Origin of the sequence: Mycobacterium sp. ENV421, from assembly GCF_002887815.1 — a bacterium.
GTDB lineage: Bacteria > Actinomycetota > Actinomycetes > Mycobacteriales > Mycobacteriaceae > Mycobacterium.
This window is the reverse complement of the sequence record NZ_PDHO01000007.1, coordinates 158,941-180,921: the sequence shown is the minus strand read 5'-3', so window position 1 is coordinate 180,921 and position 21,981 is coordinate 158,941. Positions and strand designations below refer to the sequence as shown.

Here is a 21,981-nt window from a genome sequence, read left to right as displayed (position 1 = left end):
TCAGATCGGACTTTCGTTGCAGGGCTTGGCCGGCGGCCGGGTGGACAGGGTCAGCAGGATCGGTTTGCCCCGGGAGTGGTCGGCACTGGGGCGGGGCTTGTCCCGCTCGGTCGCCAGGGCTGGCACCCCGTAGCCCTCGACGCACTCCGGGTCGGGACCGTCCAGCGGCAGCCCGGTGAAGAACTTCGCGGCCATGCAGCCGCCCCGGCACGCGTCGTAGTGCCCGCAGCTGCCGCAGGCACCGGCCGACTGCGGCTCGCGCAGTTCGCGGAACAGCGGGGCGTTCTTCCACACGTTGTCAAAACCGTTATCGCGCACCACGTTTCCGGCAAGGAAGCGGTCGTGGATCGCGAACGGGCAGGCGTAGACATCGCCGACCGGGTCGATCAGGCAGACCACCCGGCCCGCGCCGCACATGTTCAAACCTGACAGCGCGCCGGGTGCGCCGAGGCCGGACAGGTGGAAGAACGAATCACCGGTCAGCACGCCCTCGCCCTTGGCGACCAACCAGTTGTAGAGCGTCACCTGCTGCTCGGGGGTGGGGTGCAGTTCGTCCCACACGTCGGCACCGCGCCCGGAAGGGCGCAGCCGCGTGATGCGCAGGGTGGCGCCGTAGCGGTCGGCGAGAGCTTTGAATTCATCGAGCTGGTCGACGTTGTGGCGGGTGACCACCACGGAGATCTTGGCGTCTGTGAACCCGGCGGCGGCCAGGTTCTCCAGCGCCCGGGTGGCCATCTCGAACGAGCCGGGTCCGCGCACGGCGTCGTTGACGTCCGCGGTGGCGCCGTCGAGCGAGATCTGCACGTCGACGTAGTCGCTCGCGGCCAATCGCGCGGCCACCTCTGGGGTGATGCGCACGCCGTTGGTGGAGAACTTGACCCCGACGTGGTGCTCGGTGGCGTAGTCCACCAGCTCCCAGAAGTCCGGGCGCACAGTGGGTTCGCCGCCACCGATGTTGACGTAGAAGACCTGCATGCGCTCGAGCTCGTCGATGATGTCCATGCATTGGCGAGTGGACAGCTCGCGGGGGTCGCGCTTGCCGGACGACGACAGGCAGTGCACACACGCCAGATTGCAGGCGTAGGTCAGCTCCCAGGTCAGGCAGATCGGGGCGTCGAGACCGCGCTCGAACTGCTCGATCAGCCGGGGTACCGGTGCTACCGAAGTCATTGGGAATCCTTGCAGGTCAACATGTTCGAGGTCACCAGCACGCTCAACGCATGCAGGTACGGCGCCTCGTCGGACTCGTCCACCCCCGCGGCTCGTAAGGCGGAGCGCACGTCGGGGTGCTCAGGCAGCGAATTCACGACGGCCAAGATGGTGCGGTTCTTCAGGAACGACAGCTTCCGGGTACCGAAGTGGTACAGCAGTGCGCCGAAGGGTTCCGGGCGCACGGCCACCTGCGGATGCAGGCGCCAGCTGAGTGCCGGGTCGAAGGCCGACCCGGCCACAGCCGGATCGCCCACAGCGTGGGCGGGCACGGTCAGTAGACCCCGCACATCCCGTCGATGGAGACTTCTTCGACCAGCGTCTCGGTCACCAGTTCGGTTTCGTTCTCGGTTGCTTGGCTCGGCTCCATGAAAAGCACCCTTTCGTCGGCCCAGGTTCTCGACAATTGTGATCGAGATCGCAAGAATATGGCATCGAGTGCCGAAAAGGAAGGGCGGGTCGATGACGACTGGTTCCGGGGCTACTACTGGGGGTTTCTCGCAGGGCTCCCCGAGCGCCCGGGTGGGGCGGCGCAGGTCCACCACGCAGGACCACATCACCGACGTCGCCCTCGACCTGTTCGCCAACTACGGGTTCGGGTCGGTCAGCGTCGACGACGTGGCGGCTGCATCGGGTATCGCCCGGCGCACCCTGTTCCGGTACTACCCGTCGAAGAACGCGATCCCCTGGGGTGACTTCGACGCCCACCTGCAGCACTTCCGCGACCTGTTCGCCCGGGTCGCCGACACCGAGGCGATCAGCCCGGCGCTGCGGTCGGCATTGTTGGCATTCAACACTTTTGACCCCTCGGAGACCGAACGGCACCGACAACGGATGCGGGTGATCCTGGAGACTGCCGAACTGCAGGCGCATTCGATGACCATGTACGCCGGCTGGCGGGGCGTGGTCGCGGACTTCGTGGCCGCACGAACCGGCGGCAAGCCCGGCGACCTGGTTCCCCAGTCGGTCGCCTGGCTGATGCTCGGGGTCGCCCTGTCGGCCTACGAGTACTGGCTGGCCAACGAGGCCGTCTCGCTGCCGCAGGCGATCGGCGATGCCTTCGACGTCGTCGCGCACGGACTCGACGACCTCGACGGGCGCTGACCCCGGCGTGTCATAAAAAAGTTGCGCCGGACCCGTCGGAGTTCGGGCCTGCGCGACGACGATAAGGATGTGAGTGCGGATCCGGAACCTCCCGATGCTCCGTACCGGCTGCTAGAGCTCTACGACGACGCGCTTCCGGTCGTCTACGGATACTTCGTCCGCCGGTGCGGCGATCAGGCCACCGCCGAGGACCTCACGTCGGAGACGTTCCTCGCGGCGATGGATGCCGCCCGGCGGGCCGCGCCACCGCCGCTGGCTGTCCCGTGGCTACTCGGGGTGGCTCGGCACAAACTGGCCGATCACTACCGGCGTCGTTCAGCCCGCCCCACGGTGGCCGTCGCCGACGTGCCCGAGGGCGAAGCGGCCGACGACTGGGACGCCCAACTGGACCGGATCGTCGCCGAGAGCGTGCTCGCACGACTCCCCGAACCACACCGGGTGGTGCTCGCACTGCGCTACATGGACGACTGCTCGGTGCCGGAGTGCGCGGAGTTGATCGGACGCAGCGTGCACGCCACCGAGGCGTTACTGGTCCGCGCCCGGCGCGCCTTCAGGAAGCTCTACCCGGAAGGAGGTGTCTCATGACCGATCCCTTGCGCGTCTTGACCACCGAAGACCTTCCCGTGCAACCGGATCCGTCTTTTGCGGCCGAGTTGCGGGCGCGGCTGGAGTCTGCCTTGTCCTTACCCGCGAACACCCGAGGAGTCACCATGAGCGGCACCGCGGCAGCAGTTGCCGAATTGAACGAGCCGGCGAACCAGGCCGGGAACCCCCGCCCCGCCGCGCTGCCATACCTGACGGTGGCCGACGCCCGTGCCGCGATCGACTGGTATCGCGACGCCTTCGGTGCGGAATTGATCGGCGACCCGATCGTGATGGGCGACGGACGCATCGGCCATGCCGAACTGGCGATGAGCGACGGCGTTCTGTACCTGGCCGACGAGTTCGCCGACCTCGGACTGCAGGCGCCGGCGAGCGGCGTCAATTCGGTGAGCCTGATGGTGGACGTCGCTGACACCGACGCCGCCCTGTCCCGCGCCAGGGCCCAGGGCGCCGAGGTACAACGCGAACCCTACGAAGGACACGGCGCGCGCACCGCCACCATCCGCGACCCTTTCGGCCATCGGTGGATGCTCAGCGGGCCGGTGCGCGAGCCGATCCGGCACGGCGACATCGGCTACGTGTCGGTGCACAGCCCGGACATCGCCCGCGCGGCCGCCTTCTACTCCCACGTGCTGGGGTGGGAGTGCGACCCATCCGGTCGGGTGACCAATACCGTTGAGGCGATTGACTTCTCGCCGTCCGAGCGCACGACGCTGTTCTGCTGCTATGCGGTGGACGACGTGGATGAGGCGCGCGCCGCGATCCTCGCCGCCGGCGGGTCGGTGGGCGGGTCCCGCGAGTCTGCGGTCGGCGCACTGCTGGAGGCCCGCGACAACCAGGGCGCCGCGTTCGCGATCTATCGGCCGGAACCGGGTCAGCGTCGTCCGCTGCTCAACGGCGCGGGCCACGGCGAGCTGTCCTATGTCACGTACGAGGTCGGTGAGTCGGCGGCTTTCCGCGACTTCTACGGCCAGGTGCTGGGATGGACATTCGAACGCGGTCGGGTCGAGGACGGCTGGGCGCTACCGAACACACACCCGATGTCCGGCGCTGCCGGCGGCTCGCACACACCGAGCACGGTGCCGATGTGGACGGTCTCCGACATCGAGGCGGCGGTCGCCCGGGTTCGCGAGGCGGGTGGGTCGGTTCTCGCCGAACCCAGCCGCCAGCCCTACGGGCTGATGGCGGAGTGCACCGACGACCAGGGTGGCCGGTTCTACCTCGGCGAGTTCTAGGACGCGGGCAGAACGTCGGCGATGGGGGCGCCGGACGCGATCTTGGCGCGGACCTTCATGACCTTGCCCGGCATACCGCCGCCGACCACCCCGGCCACCACGCCGTCGCGTTCGTAAAAGGCGAGGAATTTGCGACCGTCGTCCTCGACGATGTGCACCGTGTCGGTGGCCTCCGGCTCCCCGAGGCACTGGATCTTCACGTCGTACTGGTCACTCCAGAAGTACGGCACCACGATCACCGACGGGGCCTCCTGCCCCAGCATCGACGGCACAATGACCCGGGCCTGCTCGGCCACATTGCTCCAATGTTCAACGCGGGCTTGGTGTCCGGTGGCGTCGCGCCAGGACGCGACGTCACCGAGCGCCCACACTCCCGCCGCGCTGGTGCGTCCCGCCTGGTCGCACACGATGCCGTTGTCGATGGCCACCCCACTGCCCTCCAGCCAGTCGGTGGCCGGGCGCGAGCCGATGCCCACCACAACGAGGTCGGCGGGCAGCTCGCTGCCATCGGACAACACGACTGCGGTCACATGGCCGTTCTCGCCACGCACCTCGGCCACGCCGATGCCGGGGCGCACATCGACTCCTTCGGCGCGGTGCAGGCGGGTCACCAGGTTTCCGACCTGCTCGCCGAGCACCGAGGCCAGCGGAGCCGGCTGCGGCTCGACCAACGCCACCTCGACGCCGAGTTTGCGCAGGCTTGCCGCGACCTCGCAGCCGATGAAACCGGCGCCGATGATCACCGCCTGCCGTGCAGACCCGGCATGGGCGCGCAACGCCAGCGCATCGTCGAGCGAGCGCAGAACGCGGATGCCCTCCAGGTCGGGGAACGACGGGATGCGCTTGGGCACCAGGCCGGTGGCGATGACCAGCTCGTCGTACCCCAGCACCGAGCCGTCGGCGAGGGTCACGGTCCGGGCGGCGGTGTCCAGCGACGTGACCGCGCTGCCCAACCGCAGGGTGATGTCGTTCTCGGCGTAGAACTCGGCGGGCTTGAGCGCGACATCGTCGAGGTCGGCGTGCAGCACGTCCTTCGACAGCGGCGGGCGGTCATACGGCAGGTGCACCTCGTCGCTGACGATGGTGACCGGGCCGGTGTACTCCGACTTGCGCAATTGCTCAGCGGTGCGGGTGGCGGCCAGGCCGCCACCGACGATGAGGATGCCGTTTTCGCTCGTGCTCACGTGGTGTTCTTACACGATCGCCGTCGCCAAGTGCTCGCCAGCCTGCGCCAACCGACCAGTTAGGCGGGTGATCGGTCAATCAGGTTGGACAACACCACGATGCTCTCGCTCCGTTCGATGTCGGCGCTCGACCTGATGCGTTCCAGCGCCGCCTCCAGGTGTCGCATATCGCGAGCCAGCACATGCAGGATGGCGTCCGACGTTCCCGTCACGGTAGCGGCACTGATGATCTCGGGAATGTCAATCCAGGCTGCGCGCAACCGATCTGGCGCGATCGTGCCGTGGCAATACACCTGCACGTAGGCCTCGGTGTTCCAGCCCACGGCGCTGCGATCGATGACCGTGGTGAACCCGCGGATCACCCCGGCGTCGAGCATCCGGTCGACCCGCCGCTTCACCGCCGGAGCCGACAGGTTCACCCGTTCCCCGATCTCGGCGAAGGTGGCTCGGGCGTGCTCGGCGAGCTCGGCGAGGATCCGCTCGTCGGTGTCGTCCAACCGGTCCATTCGGCAGCCCTCTCGCCCGCACACAACAGATCACCGCAATGTTAGCGGTGACGCAATAGATCATTCATGAACGCGCAATAGTTATCGATTGATTGCGTCAAAATCCACTTCTATGGTTGATTCATGACGATATCCCCCGATGTCGCCGTCGGGTCGACGAGGACACCGCGCACCCAGCGACTCCGCCACTACGCCATGACCCCACCGACGTACTTCACCGTCGAGTACGCCATCAACCCGTGGATGGACACCAGCACGCCCGTCGACGCCGAGTTGGCGCTCACCCAGTGGGAACACCTGCGCGACACGTACCGCCGACTCGGCCACACCGTCGACCTCGTCGAGCCGGTACCGGGACTGCCGGACATGGTGTACGCCGCCAATGCCGGGCTGATCATCAACGGGACGGCGATCGTCGCCCGGTTCAAGCATGCCGAGCGGCACGGCGAATCGGTGGCATATGCCGCCTGGATGGACCAACACGGACATGATCCGATAGCCACCCGCCACGTCAACGAGGGCCAAGGCGACCTGCTGGTGGTCGGATCAATGATCCTGGCAGGCACTGGTTTTCGCACGCACCTGCACGCGCACGCCGAGGTGGGAGCGCTCACCGGGATGCCGGTGATCTCGCTGGAATTGGTCGATCCGCGGTTCTACCACCTCGATACCGCGTTGACGGTGCTCGATGACACCACGATCGCCTACTACCCGTCGGCGTTCACCGACGACGCCCGAACCCAGTTGCGCCGGCTTTTCCCCGATGCCATCGAAGTGGCGAGCGCCGACGCCTACGTGCTCGGCCTCAACGCGGTGTCCGACGGCAAGCATGTGGTGTACCCCGCGCAGGCCACCGGCTTCGCCGAGCAACTTTACCGAGCCGGGTTCCATCCCATCGGTGTCGATCTGTCCGAGCTGCTCAAGGGCGGCGGTTCGGTGAAATGTTGCACGCTGGAGGTGTTTACATGACCATGGCCGACACTGTTACCGGAGCCACCGCCGCTGCAATCGCACTGGACAACGCCTACGCCGCGCACAACTATTCGCCGCTTCCGGTGGTGGCGAGCAGCGCCCGCGGCGCGTGGATCACCGACGTCGAGGGCCGCCGCTACCTCGACTGCCTGGCGGCGTACTCGGCGGTGAACTTCGGCCATCACAACGACGAGATCGTCGCCGCCGCGCACCGCCAGCTCGACGCCGTGACGTTGGTGAGCCGGGCCTTTCATTCCGATCAGCTCGGCCCGTTCTGCGCCGCGCTGGCCGGGCTCTGCGGCAAAGACATGGTGCTGCCGATGAACAGCGGTGCCGAGGCCGTGGAAAGCGGCCTCAAGATCGCCCGCAAGTGGGGCACCGACGTCAAGGGTGTCCCCGCCGGGATGGCGAACATCGTTGTGGCCGACAACAACTTCCACGGACGCACGATCAGCATCGTCAGCTTCTCCTCCGATGACACCGCCCGTGGCGGCTTCGGCCCGTTCACCCCCGGCTTCCGGTCGGTGCCGTTCGGCGATGTCGACGCTGTCGCAGCCGCGATCGACGAGAACACGGTCGCCGTGCTCATCGAGCCTATTCAGGGCGAAGCCGGGATCATCGTCCCGGCCGACGACTATCTGCCCCGGCTGCGTGCACTGTGCAGCAGGCGCAACGTCCTGCTGATCGCCGACGAGATCCAGTCCGGCCTGGCGCGCACCGGCCACACGTTCGCCTGTGACCATTGGGGTGTGGTGCCCGACGTCTATCTGCTCGGCAAGGCCCTCGGCGGCGGCGTGGTTCCGCTGTCCGCGGTGGTGGCTGACCGCGACATCCTCGGGGTCCTTCATCCCGGTGAGCACGGATCGACGTTCGGCGGCAATCCGCTGGCCGCGGCAATCGGTTCCACCGTGGTCGGCATCCTGCGGCGCGGTGAATTCCAGTCCCGCTCAGCCGAACTCGGCCTGCACCTGCATGCCCGATTGCGATCGTTGATCGGCCACGGGGTGCTCGCGGTACGCGGCATGGGACTGTGGGCCGGCGTCGACATCGACGAACGCCTCGGGACAGGCAAGCAGCTCAGCCTCGCCCTCGCCGAGCACGGAGTGCTGGTCAAGGACACTCACGGGTCGACGTTGCGGTTCGCTCCCCCGCTGGTGATCACCGCCGAGGAGATCGATTGGGCGGTTGGGCAGTTCGCACGTGTGCTGGCGCAGGCAGGTGCACACTCGTAACGAGTAGTTCAGTTTGGTGACCCCAGGAGGCACTATGACCGCACCGCCGCTGAGCCTCTCCCAGCAGCTGTTCCGTCGCCGCCCGGTAGCAGGCGCGCCGGTCGCACACGGCGCCTCCGACCAGCTGAAGCGCAGTATCGGCACCTTTCAGCTGACACTTTTCGGTGTCGGCGCAACCGTCGGCACCGGTATCTTCTTCGTCCTGTCCGCGGCGGTGCCGGAAGCCGGTCCGGCGGTGCTGGTCTCGTTTCTGCTCGCCGCCGTGGCGGCCGGGCTGTCGGCGATCTGCTACGCAGAGATGGCATCGTCGGTACCGGTGTCGGGCTCGACCTACTCATACGCCTATACGACGATGGGCGAGGTCGTTGCCATGGGTGTGGCAGCCTGCCTGCTTCTCGAATACGGCGTCTCCATCTCGGCCGTCGCCGTCGGGTGGAGCGGCTATCTGAATAAGTTGTTGCAGAACCTGTTCGGGTGGCAGCTGCCGCAGTCCTTGAGTGCCGCCCCGTGGGACTCCGCCCCCGGAATCGTCAATCTGCCCGCGGTCCTCCTGATCCTGATGTGCATGGCGCTGCTCATCCGTGGCGCGAGTGAATCGGCCCTCGTCAACACCGTCATGGTGCTGATCAAGCTCAGCGTGCTGGGCATGTTCATCGTCATCGCACTCACCGCCTTCAACGCCGACCATTTCCACGGCTTCTGGGACAAGGGCGTACCCGGCATCACCACCGCCGCGAGCATGATCTTCTTTTCGTTCATCGGACTCGACGCGGTGTCGACCGCCGGTGACGAAGTGAAGAATCCGCAGAAAACCATGCCGCGGGCCATCATCGCGGCACTCCTGGTGGTCACCACCTTTTACATACTGGTCGCGTTCGCCGGCCTGGGCACCCAGGACGCCGCAGACTTCGGATCGGACGAACAAGCCGAAGCGGGACTGTCGGTGATCTTGGAGAACATCACCGGCAGCACCTGGGCCAGCACCGTTCTGGCCGCCGGCGCGGTGCTCTCCATCTTCTCGGTGACGCTTGTCGTGATGTACGGACAGACGCGCATCCTCTTCGCGATGGGGCGAGACGGACTGCTTCCATCGATGTTCGCAAAGGTCAACCCCCGCAGCATGACTCCGGTGGGCAACACCGTCATCGTCGCCGCCGTCACCGGCATCCTGGCGGGCTTCATTCCGCTGAACTGGTTGCTCGATGCGGTGTCGATCGGCACCTTGGTCGCGTTCATCACGGTGTCGGCCGGCGTCATCATCCTTCGGGTCCGCCAACCCGACCTCGAGCGGCCGTTCAAAGTCCCGGGCTACCCCGTGACACCCGTTCTGTCGATCCTGGCGTGCGCCGCGGTGCTCTACGGTCTGCGCTGGCAGACGTGGCTGGTCTTCGGCGGCTGCGTCGCGCTGGTGTTGCTGTTCTATCTGTTCTGGGGACGGCGCCACAGCGCGCTGAACTCAGAGGGCTCCGACGGTTACAGCCCGGCGGCGGTGCCCCGCGATGACGACGTCATGACCAAGGATGAGCCGTGACCGTCGCGGTCGGCTACCTCGCGGGCAAGAGCGGTCGGTCGCCGCTCTATCTCGCGGTCGAAGCCGCCAAGACCCTGAGGACGTCGCTGACTGTGGTGACCGTCGTGCCGCGACCGTGGATGACACCGTCGCTGGGCCGAATCGACGCCGAATATGCCCAGTACGCCGAACAATTGGCGACGAACTCGGCGGCACAGGCCCGCGACTGCGTTGCATCTATAGCCGATGGGCTCGACGTCAGATATCACAAGGTGTCGCACCGTTCGGTGTCCGGTGGGCTACTGGAGGCGATCTCCGAGCTGGATGCCGAGGTGCTGATCCTGGGCTCATCCGCGGACGGAAAGCTCGGCCAGGTGGTGATCGGCTCGACGGCAGACCGCCTACTGCACTCCTCGCCGGTGCCGATGGCGATCAGCCCGCGCGGATATCGCGGTTCGAAATCAGGCGGCCTGACCCGGATCACCGCCGCCTACCCGGGAACGGCCGACACGCTGCACGTCGTACAGCGGGTCGCCGATCTCGCTCGCCGGCTCGACGTGCCGATGCGAGTGATCACGTTCGCGGTTCGGGGCCGAACGATGTACCCGCCGGAAGTCGGTCTCAGCGCCGAGGATTCGATCCTCGACCAGCTGGCCGGCTACGCGCGGGAAGCGTTGGCGCAGTTGAAGACCGACGCAGTGGTGGGTCCGGACGTGGATCTTCAGGTGGCCACCGGCAACGGTTGGGACGATGCTCTGGACGCGGTCGATTGGCAAGACGGTGATCTGCTGGCTATCGGGACATCGCCGGTGGGCGGAATTGCGCGGGTGTTCCTGGGCTCGCGGGGCTCGAAGATCCTGCGGCACAGCCCTGTTCCGGTGCTGGTACTGCCGGGCTGATCGCTAGTACTTCATCACGCCGCGGTCGACGCTGATCTGCGAACCCGACAGAGTGGCGGATTGATCGCCGGCCAGCCACACCACCACGTCGGCGACCTCGTCGACGTTCATGAAATCGGACCGTTTGCCGGTCGCGTTCTGGCCCACCGGAAGGTAGGGCATCGGGGCGAAGCCGTGCAGGTAGCTCGGGTGCGCGCCGAAAACGCCCAGCATGGCATCGTTTTCGGTCATCGGGGTGGCCACCGAGTACGGGTGGATCGAGTTGACCCGGATACCGTACTCACCGGCTTCCAACGCCAGCGAGTTCGTCAGGGCGGTCAGCCCGTGCTTGGACGCGGCATAGTGGCTGTTGCCCGGGGTGGCCTTCACCCCGGCCGACGAACTCACCACGATGATCGATCCGCCGTTGCCGGCCTCGATCATCGCCGGGACGACGGCACGGAGCGTGCGCCAGGTCCCGGTGAGGTTGGTGTCGATGACGGTGTTCCACTGTTCGTCGGTCAACTCCCACAACCGGCCCCAGGACAGCACACCGGCGTTGGCGACCAGGATGTCGAGCCTGCCGAACTGCTCGACGCCGTCGGCCACCAGCTGGCGTACCGCGGCGTCGTCGCGGACATCGACTTCGCGTCCCAGGACCTTGCGCCCCTCGGCCTCCACCAACCGGACCGTCTCGTTCAGGTCCTCAGCGGTGGTCCCGGGATAGGGAATGGTGTCACTGACCGAGGCGCAGATATCGGAGACGATCACGTCGGCGCCTTCGCGTGCCAGCCGGACAGCGTGGGCGCGGCCCTGGCCCCGCGCGGCACCGGTGACGAACGCCACTCGCCCCTCGAGGGTCCCCGACGATGTTGTCATCAATGGTCCTTTCAGTCAGCTCAGGCCAGGCTAGCAAGAGAACTGGAACGTGTTCTAAATACTTCCCAGCCAGCGGTCGCAAATGTGACGTCGTGTTTGCCCACGGGTCACTCGGGTATTTCTGCTGGGCGGGCCGGGAGGCCTTGATTAGCAGAGACGCAGCGGATTTCGAGCCGCATCGCATAGGCCCGCTTCACAGCTCGCCCCTAGCCACGGGCTAGCAACACCCCTCAGCACGAAAGTAGGGACCACATGGCATTGACCATCCGTAGCATCGCCCCAGCACTGCTGACCGGTGCGGCCGCCGCATTGATTGCCGCTCCGATCGCGTCCGCCGCACCGCAGAACGATTGCGTGGTTCCGCAGACCGCCACGTCGACGTGCCAAACCTCCGGCAACCTGGCGACGCCGCCCGACCCCGCCGGGGGCGCCGGCAACGCCAACGACCAGAACGGTGCCTATGGGCCCAGCGGCAACACTCCCCCGGTGGGGGGCAATAACTGACCGGGCTCAGTAGCTGACCGGGTCGCGGACGATCGGGCAGGTCATGCAGTGACCGCCGCCTCGTCCGCGACCCAGTTCGGCGCCGACGATGGTGATGACTTCGACGCCCGCCTTACGCAGCAGCGAGTTGGTGTGGGTGTTGCGGTCGTAGGCGAACACCACGCCCGGCTCGACCGCCACCAGGTTGTTGCCGCTGTCCCACTGCTGCCGCTCGGAGTCGTAGGCGCTGCCCCCGGTTTCGACCACCCGCAAGGCGCCGAGGCCCAAGGCGCTCGCGACCACCTCAACGAACGGCTTGGTCTCCTCGATGACGTCCAGGCCGGGGGCCGAATCGCTGGGGAGCAGCGTGAAAGTCTGGATGTTGTCGACGATTTCGGGGTAGATCGTCACGATATCGCGGTCGGCGAAGGTGAACACGGTGTCGAGGTGCATGGCGGCGCGCAGCTTGGGCATCCCCGCCAGGATGATGCGTTCGGCCGCGCCGCGTTCGAACAGCGTCGCCGCCACCTGGGTGATCGCCTGCCGCGAGGTGCGTTCACTCATCCCGATCAACACCACGCCGTTGCCGGGCACCAAGACGTCGCCCCCCTCGATAGTGGCCATCCCCCAGGACTTTTCGGGGTCACCCCACCACACTGTCGAGCCGGTGAAATCGGGATGGAACTCATAGATGGCCTTCATCAGCAGCGTTTCGTCGTGCCGCGCCGGCCAGAACAGCGGGTTCAGCGTCACACCCGAGTAGATCCAGCAGGTGGTGTCCCGGGTGTACAACGTGTTGGGTAGCGGCGGCATCAGATACTCGGTGATTCCGGCATGCTCGCGGGCCAGAGCGCGGTAGCCCCGGCCGAGGTCGACCGGCAGGTCGCGGGTCGACAGCCCGCCGATCAGGAACTCGGTCAGCCGACGGGCGGGCAGCTCGTCGAGGAACGCCCTCGTATCGTCGACCAGCCCCATCCCTACCTCGTTGGCGACGATCTTGCGGTCGAGCAGCCACGTGCGGCCGTCCGGGATCTCCATCGTCTCGGACAGCAGGTTGTGCAGTTCGACCACCTCGACACCGCGCTCGCGCATCTTGTCCATGAAGTCGAAGTGGTCCCGGCGGGCGTTCTGCACCCACAGCACGTCGTCGAACAGCAGGTCGTCGCAATTGGTCGGGGTGAGCCGCTCGTGGGCCAGGCCGGGCGAACACACCAGCACCTTGCGCAGCGTTCCCACTTCGGAATGCACGCCGTATGAAGCAGATGCAGACGTCACCACACCACTTCCCTTCCCTAGAGTTCGATTGCGCCCGTGGCCAGCGAGACCACACCCGAGACCGCGCCGACGAGGATGATGACGAACAAGACCGCCTCCGCCGGGCGGAACAGCGGGAGCCGGCGTTCCCGGCGCGCGATCACGTACAGGATCGCCCCCGGTGCGTAGAGGATGCAGGACAGCATCAGATGAGACACCCCGGCGGCGTAGACCAGAAACAGCGTGTAGACGGTGGCGAGGACGGCGACCACCAGGTCGGACCGGCGCGGATCGCCGTGGCCGTAGGTCTCGCCGGTGATCGTCAGTTTCAGCGCGTACGCCGCCGCAAGCAGGTATGGAACCAGGGACAGCGCCGCGGTCAGGTCGAGCATGAAATTCAGTGCGTCGGAAGTGAACAGCAGCAGGATAAGGAGCAGCTGGACCAGGCCGCCCGCCATGATCAGTGCTGCGACGGGGGCGCCATGAGAGTTGGTGCGGGCCAGGAACCTCGGCATGTCGTCCGATTTGGCCGGAAGGTAGAGGATTTCGGCGGCCATCAACGTCCAGGCCAGATATGCACCCAGCACCGAGACGATCACCCCGACCCGGATGAACACCGAACCCCAATGTCCGACAATCGTTTCCAAGACCGAAGCCATCGACGGCTGGTCAACCTGGGCCAGCTCGTGCTGCGGCAGGATGCCGTAGGACACCAGGGTGACCAACATGAACACGCTGAGCACACTGAGGAAACCGATCACGGTGGCGCGCCCGACGTCCTCCCGTTTACGGGCGAAACGCGAATACACGCTGGCGCCTTCGATGCCCAGGAAGACGAACACCGTGATCAGCATCGTCCCCTTGGCCTGTTCGAAGACCGAGCTCAGGGAGTAGTTCCCGTCGCCACCCCAGAAGTTATCCGCGAAGACGCCGCCCTTGAACGCGACAAGTGCGATGACGATGAACAGCAGGATCGGGATGATCTTGGCAACGGTGGCGATCCGGTTGATGATCGCCGCCTCCTTGACACCGCGCAGGATCAGGAAGCAGAACAACCACACCCCGATCGACGCCAAGACGACCGCCAGCACGGTGTCTCCCGTGCCGAGCGACGGGAACAGCGCCGCGGTGGTCGCCATGATCAACACCCAGTAAGAGGTGTTGCCCGCGCACGCCGACGCCCAGAACCCGAACGCCGAATTGAAGCCGACGTAGTCACCGAAACCGGCCTTGGCGTAGGCGAAGATGCCCGCATCCAGATCTGGCTTACGGGTGGCCAGTCGCTGGAAGACGAAGGCCAGCATCAGCATTCCGCTGCCGGCGATCGCCCAGGCGATCAGCGCCCCGAGCACCCCGGTCTCGACTCCGAAGCGTCGCGGCAGCAGAAAGACCCCCGACCCGACCATGGACCCGACCACCATGGCGGTCAGGGTCGGCAGGCTGACCTTCCCGTCGGCCTGCGTCGGCGCTTCGGTCGAGGCCATCAGCTAGAGATCGGCCAGGATCTGCTGTCGTTTGGCCGTGTATTCCGCCTCGGTGATCGAGCCGGTCGCCCTCAGGGTCTCGAGCTCTTGAAGACGTTGCGCGGTCGACACTTCCGGCATCGGTGGCGGCACGTACGGCGTAGTGGTGGCGGGTTGCGCGGCCGCCGGTGGTGTGGCGGCCACCGGCTGCCCGGCGGCGGCCCGCCGGACGACGGCCATCACCTGCTGGCGCACAGCAGGATTGGATCGGATGTCGATGGTGCCGTTCATCGGCACGCCGTTGGCGCGCAGGATCTGCATGATCTCCATCAGCGGGCCGGCCTGCCCCCGCAGGTCGTAGGTCTTGTTGTCCTCGGCGAGGGTGAACTGCGCGGGCACCACGCCGGCAATCAAAGCGCTGGCGTTCCAGTCGATTTCGTACTTCTGCGTGCCCGGCTCGACGAGCGCGACCAACTTGTGGGCGTTGAGGATCTGCATGCGGGTGGGGCTCGACGCCATGGTCTCCTGAGTGTCGAAACCCTGATAGCCGGGCACCTCGAAGTGGAGGTTCACCTTGATCATCTGTTGGTCGTTGACGAACCACGAGGTGTCCGAGATACCGGTGATCTGCGCCAGCACCAGAACACCACGCTGGTTCAGCTCCTCGTGCCTGGCCGCGGACTTCATCCCGGAGTTGGTCAACCACAGGGCGGCGAGCACGTCGCCCGCCGTGATCAGCAGGCCGACCCAGAACATCCATCCGATGTATGGCCGCGCGAACGGCCCGAGGGCGAAGTACACGATCAGGAAGATCGGACCGACGAGGCCGCCGAACAGCAGGACGGTCAATTGCGCTTTGAGATACCGACCCAACATTTGGCACACCCCTTTTCGGCCAGCAATGTCGCGATCAGACTAACTCCACGACATCCGCTTGGGACCACTTGTCGCAGTCTGCGACGAGCTTCAGACCGCCCTGCTCAGGGGGGTTGCAGTAGCTGATCCAAGCCCGGCAACTGCGGGACGAGTCGATTGACGAACACCTCGAGACTGTTCTGGGCCTCGGGCTGGGCCGGCGGCGCGGGCCGCACGGGTGCCGGGGACGCCGGGTGGGCGGCCGGCTGGCTGCGAGGCGCCGGGGGTGACTGGTGGCTGCCGACGCTCGCCGCGCTGACCATGAGTACCGACGCGACGATGCCACCGAGCACAGCCAGCAGTGCCGCGCCGCCGAACAAAACCGACGGCGGATACGCCGGCTGCTGAAAATCGTCGTCGTCCATCGCCCCACCCCGTTGTGGATTCCGCAGCCTAGCACCGGGGCACGAGGGGTTTCGGACAAACGAAAGCGGCGCCCACCCGAAGGTGAGCGCCGCTTCGCGGAACTGCTGTGTCAGATCACTTGATGATCTTGGTGACCCGGCCGGCGCCGACGGTGCGGCCACCTTCACGGATCGCGAACCGCAGGCCCTCGTCCATGGCCACGGGCTGGATCAGCTTGACGGAGATGTCGGTGTTGTCACCGGGCATCACCATCTCGGTGCCCTCGGGAAGGGTCACCACGCCGGTCACGTCCGTGGTACGGAAGTAGAACTGCGGGCGGTAGTTGTTGAAGAACGGCGTGTGACGGCCGCCCTCGTCCTTGGACAGGATGTAGACGCTGCCCTCGAACTCGGTGTGCGGGGTGGTGGTGCCGGGCTTCACGACGACCTGGCCGCGCTCGACATCCTCGCGCTTGACGCCACGAACCAGCAGACCGACGTTGTCGCCGGCCTGGCCCTGGTCGAGCAGCTTGCGGAACATTTCCACACCGGTGACCGTGGTCTTGGTGACGGTCGGCTTGATGCCGACGATCTCGACTTCCTCGTTCACGTTGATCACGCCACGCTCGACACGACCGGTGACCACGGTGCCGCGGCCGGTGATCGTGAAGACGTCCTCGACGGGCATCAGGAACGGCTTGTCGGTGTCGCGGACCGGGTCCGGGATCGACTCGTCGACGGCGTCCATCAGATCCTCGACGCTCTTGACCCACTGCGGGTCACCCTCGAGGGCCTTGAGTGCGGACACCTTGATGACCGGTGCTTCCTCGTCGAACTCCTGGGCGGCCAGCAGTTCGCGGACCTCCAGCTCGACGAGCTCCAGGAGCTCCTCGTCGTCGACCATATCGGCCTTGTTCAGCGCCACCAGGATGTAGGGGACGCCGACCTGGCGGGCGAGCAGCACGTGCTCGCGGGTCTGCGGCATGGGACCGTCGGTGGCGGCGACCACCAGAATCGCGCCGTCCATCTGGGCGGCACCGGTGATCATGTTCTTGATGTAGTCAGCGTGACCGGGGGCGTCGACGTGCGCGTAGTGACGCTTCTCGGTCTGGTACTCCACGTGGGAGATGTTGATGGTGATACCGCGCTGACGCTCCTCGGGCGCATTGTCGATCTGGTCGAATGCGCGCGATTCGTTCAACTCCGGGTACTTGTCGTGCAGAACCTTGGTGATTGCTGCAGTCAGCGTGGTCTTGCCGTGGTCAACGTGACCGATGGTCCCGATGTTGACGTGCGGCTTCGTCCGCTCGAACTTCGCCTTCGCCACTTCTGTGTCCTCCTGGACTTGTTGTTGCTTTGGTTAAGCAGTGTTGATGTTTTCAGTTGTGTTGCCGCAGCAACGGATTACTGACCCGTCGCCTTCGCGATGATCTCCTTCGACACGTTCGCCGGAACTTCGGCGTACGAATCGAACACCATGGAGTAGTTCGCCCGGCCCTGGGTCCGGGACCGCAGGTCCCCGACATAGCCGAACATCTCCGACAGCGGCACGTGCGCCTTGACGACGCGAGCACCGCTGCGCTCCTCCATGGCTTGAATCTGACCACGGCGGGAGTTCAGGTCGCCGATCACGTCGCCCATGTAATCCTCGGGCGTCGTGACCTCGACGGCCATAACAGGTTCCAGGATGACCGGCTGCGCTTGCGCGGCAGCCTTTTTCAGCGCCTGGGAACCGGCGATCTTGAAGGCCATTTCCGACGAGTCGACGTCGTGGTACGCGCCGTCGAGCAGGATGAGCTTCAAGTTCACCAGCGGGTAACCGGCCAGCACGCCGTACTGCATGGCGTCCTGCGCACCGGCATCCACCGACGGGATGTACTCGCGGGGGATGCGGCCACCGGTGACCCTGTTCTCGAACTCGTAGGTTGCGCCGTCCTCGCCGACAAACGGCTCGATGGCGACGAGAACCTTCGCGAACTGGCCGGAGCCACCGGTCTGCTTCTTATGCGTGAACTCGACCTTGTCGACTGCGCGCTTGATGGTCTCCTTGTAGGCGACCTGCGGCTTGCCGACGTTGGCCTCGACCTTGAACTCGCGGCGCATACGGTCCACCAGGATGTCCAGGTGGAGCTCGCCCATGCCGCCGATGATGGTCTGGCCGGTCTCGTGGTCCTGGTTGACCTTGAAGGTCGGATCCTCTTCGGCCAGCTTCTGAATGGCCAGGGACAGCTTCTCCTGGTCACTCTTCGTCTTGGGCTCGATGGCGACCTGGATGACGGGATCCGGGAAGGTCATCGACTCGAGCACAACCTGGTCGTTCGGATCGCTCAGGGTGTCACCGGTGGTGGTGTCCTTGAGGCCGATCACCGCGTAGATGTGGCCGGCGGATGCCGATTCGACCGGGTTCTCCTTGTTGGAGTGCATCTGGAACAGCTTGCCCAGCCGCTCCTTCTTGCCCTTGGTCGAGTTGATGACCTGTGCGCCGGAGTCGACCTTGCCCGAGTACACCCGGACGTAGGTCAACTTGCCGAAGAACGGGTGGGTGGCAACCTTGAACGCCAGCCCGGAGAACGGCTCGTCGGCCGACGGCTTGCGCAAGACGATCTCGTCTTCCTTGCCCGGGCGGTGGCCTTCGGCGGCCGCAACGTCCAGCGGGGTCGGCAGGTAGTCGATGACCGCGTCGAGCATGGGCTGCACGCCCTTGTTCTTGAACGCGGAACCGCACAGCACCGGGTAACCCGCGCTGGTGACGGTCAGCTTGCGCAGACCGCCCTTGATCTCCTCGACGGTGAGCTCTTCGCCGCCCAGGTACTTCTCCATGAGGTCGTCATCGGTCTCGGCGATGGACTCGATCATCGCGGTGCGATATTCCTCGGCCTTCTCCTGCATATCGGCCGGGATGTCGACGACGTCGTACTTCTCGCCGAGCTTCGTCTCACCGCGCCAGACCTTGGCCTTCATCTCGACCAGGTCGACGACGCCCTCGAAGTCGCCCTCGGAGCCGATCGGCAGCTGGATCGGGACGACGTTCGCGCCGAGGCGGTCCTTCATCGTCTGCACCGAGAAGTAGAAGTCGGCGCCCAGCTTGTCCATCTTGTTGACGAAGCAGATGCGCGGCACGTCGTACTTGTCGGCCTGACGCCAGACCTGCTCGGACTGCGGCTCGACACCTTCCTTGCCGTCGAAGACGGCGACGGCACCGTCGAGCACGCGCAGCGAGCGCTCCACCTCGACGGTGAAGTCGACGTGGCCCGGGGTGTCGATGATGTTGATCTGGTTGTCGTTCCAGAAGCAGGTGGTCGCGGCCGAGGTGATGGTGATACCCCGCTCCTGCTCCTGCTCCATCCAGTCCATCGTGGCGGCACCGTCGTGCACCTCACCGATCTTGTACGAGATACCGGTGTAGAAGAGGATGCGCTCGGTCGTTGTCGTCTTGCCGGCATCGATGTGCGCCATGATGCCGATGTTGCGGACCTTGTTCAGGTCGGTGAGCACGTCCTGTGCCACGGCTAAATTCCCACTCTTTCGCTTCTCAATTTGGTGTGGTCATGCGCCGGCAGCCGCCACGCGGTGGCCGCCGGCAGTGCAATCACCAGCGGTAGTGCGCGAAGGCCCGGTTCGCCTCGGCCATCTTGTGGGTGTCTTCGCGCCGCTTCACGGCTGCACCCAGGCCATTGCTGGCGTCGAGAATCTCGTTCGCCAGCCGCTCGATCATGGTCTTCTCGCGGCGCGCCTTGGAAAAGCTCACCAACCAGCGCAGGGCCAGAGTGGTGGAGCGTTCCGGGCGGACCTCGACGGGCACCTGATAGGTGGCGCCACCGACACGACGGCTGCGCACCTCGAGGGCGGGCTTGACGTTGTCGAGAGCGCGCTTCAGGGTGATGACCGGATCGGTGCCGGTCTTGTCACGAGCCTGCTCGAGCGCACCATAAACAATGCGTTCTGCCAGCGATTTCTTCCCGTCCAGCAGGACCTTGTTCACCAGCTGGGTGACCAGCTGCGAGCCGTAGACCGGGTCATTGACCAACGGGCGCTTCGGCGCGGGACCCTTGCGCGGCATTAGCTCTTCTCCTTCTTCGCGCCGTAACGGCTACGGGCCTGCTTGCGGTTCTTGACACCCTGGGTGTCCAGCGAACCGCGGATGATCTTGTAGCGAACGCCGGGGAGGTCCTTCACACGGCCGCCGCGCACCAGCACCATCGAGTGCTCCTGCAGGTTGTGGCCCTCACCGGGGATGTAGGCGGTCACCTCGACGCCGGTCGTCAGCTTCACGCGCGCGACCTTGCGAAGTGCCGAGTTCGGCTTCTTCGGGGTGGTCGTGTACACGCGGGTGCACACGCCGCGGCGCTGCGGGCTGCCCTTGAGGGCCGCGGTCTTCACCTTCGCGACCTTGTCGGTGCGACCCTTGCGGACCAGCTGCTGAATGGTTGGCATCTACCGGCTTTCTTCTCTCGTACGTCTTTCGGCGCTTCTCAAGTCTCTGTACTGCTGTTTTCACCCCGCCGCGTACCCCGCTGCCGGGCGTGTCGCACACACTGTGCACCAGTCGAATCCGATGCATACTGGACATGCGAATTTGCCCGGCGTGCGCGCATGCGTCCCCGCAAGCGCCCCTAACGGCCAGGCACGAGCTCCCACGATACCAGGCGCGGCACGCCCCTCCAAACTCGGTGCACGGGGCTCCTGATGGGCCTTACCGCAGGTCAACGCGTGAATGTCGGCATCGGTTCCCGACAGCACCGATATTCGGGTGCCCGAGGTGGGCTCAGCCGTGCGCTCCGTTCCGGCGCGCCATCCCGGCAGCCAGGCGCAGGACCATGTCCGAGAACACCGCATCGGTGTCGACCATGTCCATCACGCCCGTCATTTCCAACAGCACGAACCCGTGCAGCGCGGCCCAGAACTCCAGCGAGGCATAAAAGGCGTCGTCGCCGTCCAGGCCGTACGAGGCGAGTACCTCGATCACCGGGGCCGCGGCGGCATGCGACGCGGCCGTGAACTCCGGGTCGTCACCGCCCAACGGCATACGGGTGAAAGCCGAGTAGCGGCCCGGGTGATGGTGCGCGTAGCTGCGGTAGGCGCTGGCCATCGCGGTCACGGCGTCGTCGCGGGTGCGGCCCTGCCCGACGGTGGACAGCATCTGCAGGATGTCGTCGATGACGTGCATGCGGACCGTGCGACGCAGATCGTCGAGGCTGTGCACGTGGTTGTAGAGCGACGGCCCCTTGGTACCCAACTGGGTGGCCAGTGCATTGATGGTGAGTCCGTCCCAGCCTTCCCGATCGAGGAAGGTCAGGGCCGCGTTGACGATGACCTCGCGGCTGAGCTTGTTCGACCTCGCCGACGACCGGTTTCCGGGGCGCGGGCGGGCAGCCGCCGACTCCGGTTCCGGCCGAGATGTCATTGCACGCCCTTCCCTGGGTGGATCGACGGAGAACTCTAGTTGACCGACCGGCTGCGACGCAGTTTCCAACTCAGGTTGGCTGCCAAGTGAAGCATGTCGGTGAGCTGGGGACACCGCGGCGGCGCGTTCATCATGACCTGCGTTGCCGCCCTCACGGCGGGTATCACCGGAACGGTCACATCCCCGGCTGCGGCATCGTGGCGGGCCGTGACCCCATAAGGCTCGTCGAAGACGGTGATCGCCGATAACGTCGTCAATGACATCACGGTCTACGGCTGGGACCAGACGGTCCTGCACACGAGCGGCGAGCCAGTCGTCCTCGACCGCGGCCGCGAGTTAGGAATGACGAACCGGATCGACCGCGTTCCGGCGTAATCGTGAAGGACGGACGAATGCCGATGAACTCCCCCACCCTCATCGCTGGGATCAGCGTTATCGCCGCCATCGCGCTGTCGGGCTGCGGATCCACCAGCAAGGACTCCACCTCACCGACGGCGACGGCCGGAAGCTCGGGAGCACAGGTTGAGGTGGGCAACACCATCAACTACGGCTCGTTCGGCACGACCGCCGAGATCGACTGCGCCGACGGAAAGTCGCTGAACGTCGGCGGGTCCAACAACACCCTGACGGTCAAAGGCACGTGCGCGTCGGTGAACATCGGCGGCGCGGACAACAAGATCACCTTCGGCACCATCGACAAGGAACTGTCCGTCGTCGGCCTCAACAACACGATCACCTACAAGGGCGACCCGAAGGTGAACAACCTCGGCTCGGGGAACACGCTCAACAAGTCGTAGGTGGTCGCG

At 65.9% G+C, this 21,981-nt stretch carries 24 protein-coding genes and 1 pseudogene; 10 read left to right on the top strand and 15 right to left on the bottom strand.

The window, feature by feature from the left end:
- From mftC to mftA, 3 genes are read right to left on the bottom strand one after another with little or no spacing between them, the layout of a single operon-like run.
- Positions 1 to 1,170, bottom strand: coding sequence for a mycofactocin radical SAM maturase (gene mftC / locus CRM90_RS11670; RefSeq protein ID WP_036343488.1), 1,170 nt, complete (start codon positions 1,168 to 1,170; stop codon positions 1 to 3).
- Entirely contained in the window at positions 1,167 to 1,481 is a 315-nt protein-coding gene (mftB, locus tag CRM90_RS11665) for a mycofactocin biosynthesis chaperone MftB (protein ID WP_370509344.1), read from the bottom strand. Before mftB ends, mftC begins: the two co-directional genes overlap by 4 nt.
- 2 nt (positions 1,482 to 1,483) lie before the next feature.
- Positions 1,484 to 1,579, bottom strand: coding sequence for a mycofactocin precursor MftA (gene mftA / locus CRM90_RS11660; protein WP_102807121.1), 96 nt, complete (start codon positions 1,577 to 1,579; stop codon positions 1,484 to 1,486).
- 92 nt (positions 1,580 to 1,671) lie between these two features.
- Between mftA and mftR the strand changes: the two genes are divergently transcribed.
- From mftR to CRM90_RS11645, 3 genes are all read left to right on the top strand, one after another.
- Entirely contained in the window at positions 1,672 to 2,313 is a 642-nt protein-coding gene (gene mftR / locus CRM90_RS11655; RefSeq protein WP_102807120.1) for a mycofactocin system transcriptional regulator MftR, read from the top strand.
- A gap of 69 nt (positions 2,314 to 2,382) precedes the next feature.
- Positions 2,383 to 2,898 (top strand): RNA polymerase sigma factor, encoded by a 516-nt coding sequence (locus CRM90_RS11650; RefSeq protein ID WP_036343482.1) that lies wholly within the window; start codon positions 2,383 to 2,385, stop codon positions 2,896 to 2,898.
- Positions 2,895 to 4,151, top strand: a complete 1,257-nt coding sequence (locus tag CRM90_RS11645) for a VOC family protein (RefSeq protein ID WP_102807119.1) — start codon at positions 2,895 to 2,897, stop codon at positions 4,149 to 4,151. The genes CRM90_RS11650 and CRM90_RS11645 overlap by 4 nt, the downstream gene beginning before the upstream one ends.
- On the opposite strand, the gene CRM90_RS11640 is transcribed toward CRM90_RS11645, so the two are convergent.
- The gene (locus tag CRM90_RS11640) at positions 4,148 to 5,335 is read right to left on the bottom strand and encodes an NAD(P)/FAD-dependent oxidoreductase (protein WP_102807118.1); all 1,188 of its coding nucleotides are present in this window, start codon (positions 5,333 to 5,335) and stop codon (positions 4,148 to 4,150) included. The two genes, CRM90_RS11645 and CRM90_RS11640, sit on opposite strands and share 4 nt — an antisense overlap.
- Before the next feature lie 59 nt (positions 5,336 to 5,394).
- Positions 5,395 to 5,841: an Rv2324 family transcriptional regulator gene (locus CRM90_RS11635; protein WP_036343479.1), complete on the bottom strand. Its 447-nt coding sequence runs from the start codon at positions 5,839 to 5,841 to the stop codon at positions 5,395 to 5,397.
- Between the two features lie 123 nt (positions 5,842 to 5,964).
- On the opposite strand from CRM90_RS11635, the gene ddaH reads away from it, so the two are divergent.
- The 4 genes from ddaH to CRM90_RS11615 are packed head-to-tail and all read left to right on the top strand — an operon-like array spanning position 5,965 to position 10,454.
- Complete coding sequence (gene ddaH / locus CRM90_RS11630) at positions 5,965 to 6,810, top strand: dimethylargininase (protein ID WP_199189866.1); 846 nt, start codon at positions 5,965 to 5,967, stop codon at positions 6,808 to 6,810.
- Entirely contained in the window at positions 6,807 to 8,045 is a 1,239-nt protein-coding gene (gene rocD / locus CRM90_RS11625) for an ornithine--oxo-acid transaminase (RefSeq protein WP_199189865.1), read from the top strand. The genes ddaH and rocD overlap by 4 nt, the downstream gene beginning before the upstream one ends.
- Before the next feature lie 34 nt (positions 8,046 to 8,079).
- Positions 8,080 to 9,576, top strand: a complete 1,497-nt coding sequence (locus CRM90_RS11620) for an amino acid permease (RefSeq protein ID WP_102807115.1) — start codon at positions 8,080 to 8,082, stop codon at positions 9,574 to 9,576.
- Complete coding sequence (locus CRM90_RS11615; protein ID WP_102807114.1) at positions 9,573 to 10,454, top strand: universal stress protein; 882 nt, start codon at positions 9,573 to 9,575, stop codon at positions 10,452 to 10,454. Before CRM90_RS11620 ends, CRM90_RS11615 begins: the two co-directional genes overlap by 4 nt.
- A gap of 3 nt (positions 10,455 to 10,457) precedes the next feature.
- Here the strand turns inward: CRM90_RS11615 and CRM90_RS11610 are convergent, their stop codons facing one another.
- Complete coding sequence (locus tag CRM90_RS11610) at positions 10,458 to 11,312, bottom strand: mycofactocin-coupled SDR family oxidoreductase (RefSeq protein ID WP_102807113.1); 855 nt, start codon at positions 11,310 to 11,312, stop codon at positions 10,458 to 10,460.
- A 252-nt stretch (positions 11,313 to 11,564) separates the two neighbouring features.
- Here CRM90_RS11610 and CRM90_RS11605 point away from each other — a divergent pair, with 252 nt between their 5' ends.
- Positions 11,565 to 11,816 (top strand): hypothetical protein, encoded by a 252-nt coding sequence (locus tag CRM90_RS11605; protein WP_102807112.1) that lies wholly within the window; start codon positions 11,565 to 11,567, stop codon positions 11,814 to 11,816.
- A gap of 6 nt (positions 11,817 to 11,822) precedes the next feature.
- Here CRM90_RS11605 and CRM90_RS11600 read toward each other — a convergent pair whose 3' ends face one another.
- The 9 genes from CRM90_RS11600 to CRM90_RS11560 all read right to left on the bottom strand — a co-directional run bounded on the left by CRM90_RS11600 (position 11,823) and on the right by CRM90_RS11560 (position 21,175).
- Positions 11,823 to 13,070, bottom strand: coding sequence for an arginine deiminase (locus CRM90_RS11600; RefSeq protein ID WP_102807197.1), 1,248 nt, complete (start codon positions 13,068 to 13,070; stop codon positions 11,823 to 11,825).
- 17 nt (positions 13,071 to 13,087) lie between these two features.
- Positions 13,088 to 14,533, bottom strand: coding sequence for a basic amino acid/polyamine antiporter (locus CRM90_RS11595; protein ID WP_102807111.1), 1,446 nt, complete (start codon positions 14,531 to 14,533; stop codon positions 13,088 to 13,090).
- 3 nt (positions 14,534 to 14,536) lie between these two features.
- Positions 14,537 to 15,388, bottom strand: coding sequence for an SHOCT domain-containing protein (locus CRM90_RS11590; RefSeq protein WP_102807110.1), 852 nt, complete (start codon positions 15,386 to 15,388; stop codon positions 14,537 to 14,539).
- Positions 15,389 to 15,492: 104 nt separating this feature from the next.
- Positions 15,493 to 15,792 carry a hypothetical protein gene (locus CRM90_RS11585; protein ID WP_102807109.1) on the bottom strand — a complete coding sequence of 100 codons (300 nt, stop codon included), beginning with the start codon at positions 15,790 to 15,792 and terminating at the stop codon, positions 15,493 to 15,495.
- Positions 15,793 to 15,907: 115 nt separating this feature from the next.
- Complete coding sequence (tuf, locus tag CRM90_RS11580) at positions 15,908 to 17,098, bottom strand: elongation factor Tu (RefSeq protein WP_036343471.1); 1,191 nt, start codon at positions 17,096 to 17,098, stop codon at positions 15,908 to 15,910.
- A 77-nt stretch (positions 17,099 to 17,175) separates the two neighbouring features.
- Positions 17,176 to 19,278: an elongation factor G gene (gene fusA / locus CRM90_RS11575; RefSeq protein ID WP_102807108.1), complete on the bottom strand. Its 2,103-nt coding sequence runs from the start codon at positions 19,276 to 19,278 to the stop codon at positions 17,176 to 17,178.
- An 82-nt stretch (positions 19,279 to 19,360) separates the two neighbouring features.
- Positions 19,361 to 19,831 carry a 30S ribosomal protein S7 gene (gene rpsG / locus CRM90_RS11570; RefSeq protein ID WP_036343469.1) on the bottom strand — a complete coding sequence of 157 codons (471 nt, stop codon included), beginning with the start codon at positions 19,829 to 19,831 and terminating at the stop codon, positions 19,361 to 19,363.
- On the bottom strand, positions 19,831 to 20,205 hold the full coding sequence (rpsL, locus tag CRM90_RS11565) for a 30S ribosomal protein S12 (protein ID WP_036343468.1): 375 nt from the start codon (positions 20,203 to 20,205) through the stop codon (positions 19,831 to 19,833). Before rpsL ends, rpsG begins: the two co-directional genes overlap by 1 nt.
- Positions 20,206 to 20,536: 331 nt before the next feature.
- On the bottom strand, positions 20,537 to 21,175 hold the full coding sequence (locus tag CRM90_RS11560; RefSeq protein ID WP_102807107.1) for a TetR/AcrR family transcriptional regulator: 639 nt from the start codon (positions 21,173 to 21,175) through the stop codon (positions 20,537 to 20,539).
- Positions 21,176 to 21,394: 219 nt separating this feature from the next.
- On the opposite strand from CRM90_RS11560, the pseudogene CRM90_RS30950 reads away from it, so the two are divergent.
- Together CRM90_RS30950 and CRM90_RS11550 are read left to right on the top strand one after the other, a co-directional pair.
- Positions 21,395 to 21,550: pseudogene (locus tag CRM90_RS30950) on the top strand (DUF3060 domain-containing protein); the annotation flags it as partial.
- 23 nt (positions 21,551 to 21,573) lie between these two features.
- Positions 21,574 to 21,972: a DUF3060 domain-containing protein gene (locus CRM90_RS11550; RefSeq protein WP_102807196.1), complete on the top strand. Its 399-nt coding sequence runs from the start codon at positions 21,574 to 21,576 to the stop codon at positions 21,970 to 21,972.
- Positions 21,973 to 21,981: the final 9 nt, after the last annotated feature.

Bases quoted from the DNA above. Each gene is read 5' to 3' on its own strand.
- CRM90_RS11635 (WP_036343479.1), bottom strand. From the start codon at position 5,841: ATGGACCGGTTGGACGACACCGACGAGCGGATCCTCGCCGAGCTCGCC.
- ddaH (WP_199189866.1), top strand. From the start codon at position 5,965: ATGACGATATCCCCCGATGTCGCCGTCGGGTCGACGAGGACACCGCGC.
- rpsG (WP_036343469.1), bottom strand. From the start codon at position 19,831: ATGCCGCGCAAGGGTCCCGCGCCGAAGCGCCCGTTGGTCAATGACCCG.
- rpsL (WP_036343468.1), bottom strand. From the start codon at position 20,205: ATGCCAACCATTCAGCAGCTGGTCCGCAAGGGTCGCACCGACAAGGTC.
- CRM90_RS11595 (WP_102807111.1), bottom strand. From the start codon at position 14,533: ATGGCCTCGACCGAAGCGCCGACGCAGGCCGACGGGAAGGTCAGCCTG.
- CRM90_RS11585 (WP_102807109.1), bottom strand. From the start codon at position 15,792: ATGGACGACGACGATTTTCAGCAGCCGGCGTATCCGCCGTCGGTTTTG.
- CRM90_RS11645 (WP_102807119.1), top strand. From the start codon at position 2,895: ATGACCGATCCCTTGCGCGTCTTGACCACCGAAGACCTTCCCGTGCAA.
- mftA (WP_102807121.1), bottom strand. From the start codon at position 1,579: ATGGAGCCGAGCCAAGCAACCGAGAACGAAACCGAACTGGTGACCGAG.
- CRM90_RS11550 (WP_102807196.1), top strand. From the start codon at position 21,574: ATGAACTCCCCCACCCTCATCGCTGGGATCAGCGTTATCGCCGCCATC.
- CRM90_RS11560 (WP_102807107.1), bottom strand. From the start codon at position 21,175: ATGACATCTCGGCCGGAACCGGAGTCGGCGGCTGCCCGCCCGCGCCCC.
- CRM90_RS11590 (WP_102807110.1), bottom strand. From the start codon at position 15,388: ATGTTGGGTCGGTATCTCAAAGCGCAATTGACCGTCCTGCTGTTCGGC.
- CRM90_RS11610 (WP_102807113.1), bottom strand. From the start codon at position 11,312: ATGACAACATCGTCGGGGACCCTCGAGGGGCGAGTGGCGTTCGTCACC.
- rocD (WP_199189865.1), top strand. From the start codon at position 6,807: ATGACCATGGCCGACACTGTTACCGGAGCCACCGCCGCTGCAATCGCA.
- mftR (WP_102807120.1), top strand. From the start codon at position 1,672: ATGACGACTGGTTCCGGGGCTACTACTGGGGGTTTCTCGCAGGGCTCC.
- CRM90_RS11605 (WP_102807112.1), top strand. From the start codon at position 11,565: ATGGCATTGACCATCCGTAGCATCGCCCCAGCACTGCTGACCGGTGCG.
- mftC (WP_036343488.1), bottom strand. From the start codon at position 1,170: ATGACTTCGGTAGCACCGGTACCCCGGCTGATCGAGCAGTTCGAGCGC.
- CRM90_RS11620 (WP_102807115.1), top strand. From the start codon at position 8,080: ATGACCGCACCGCCGCTGAGCCTCTCCCAGCAGCTGTTCCGTCGCCGC.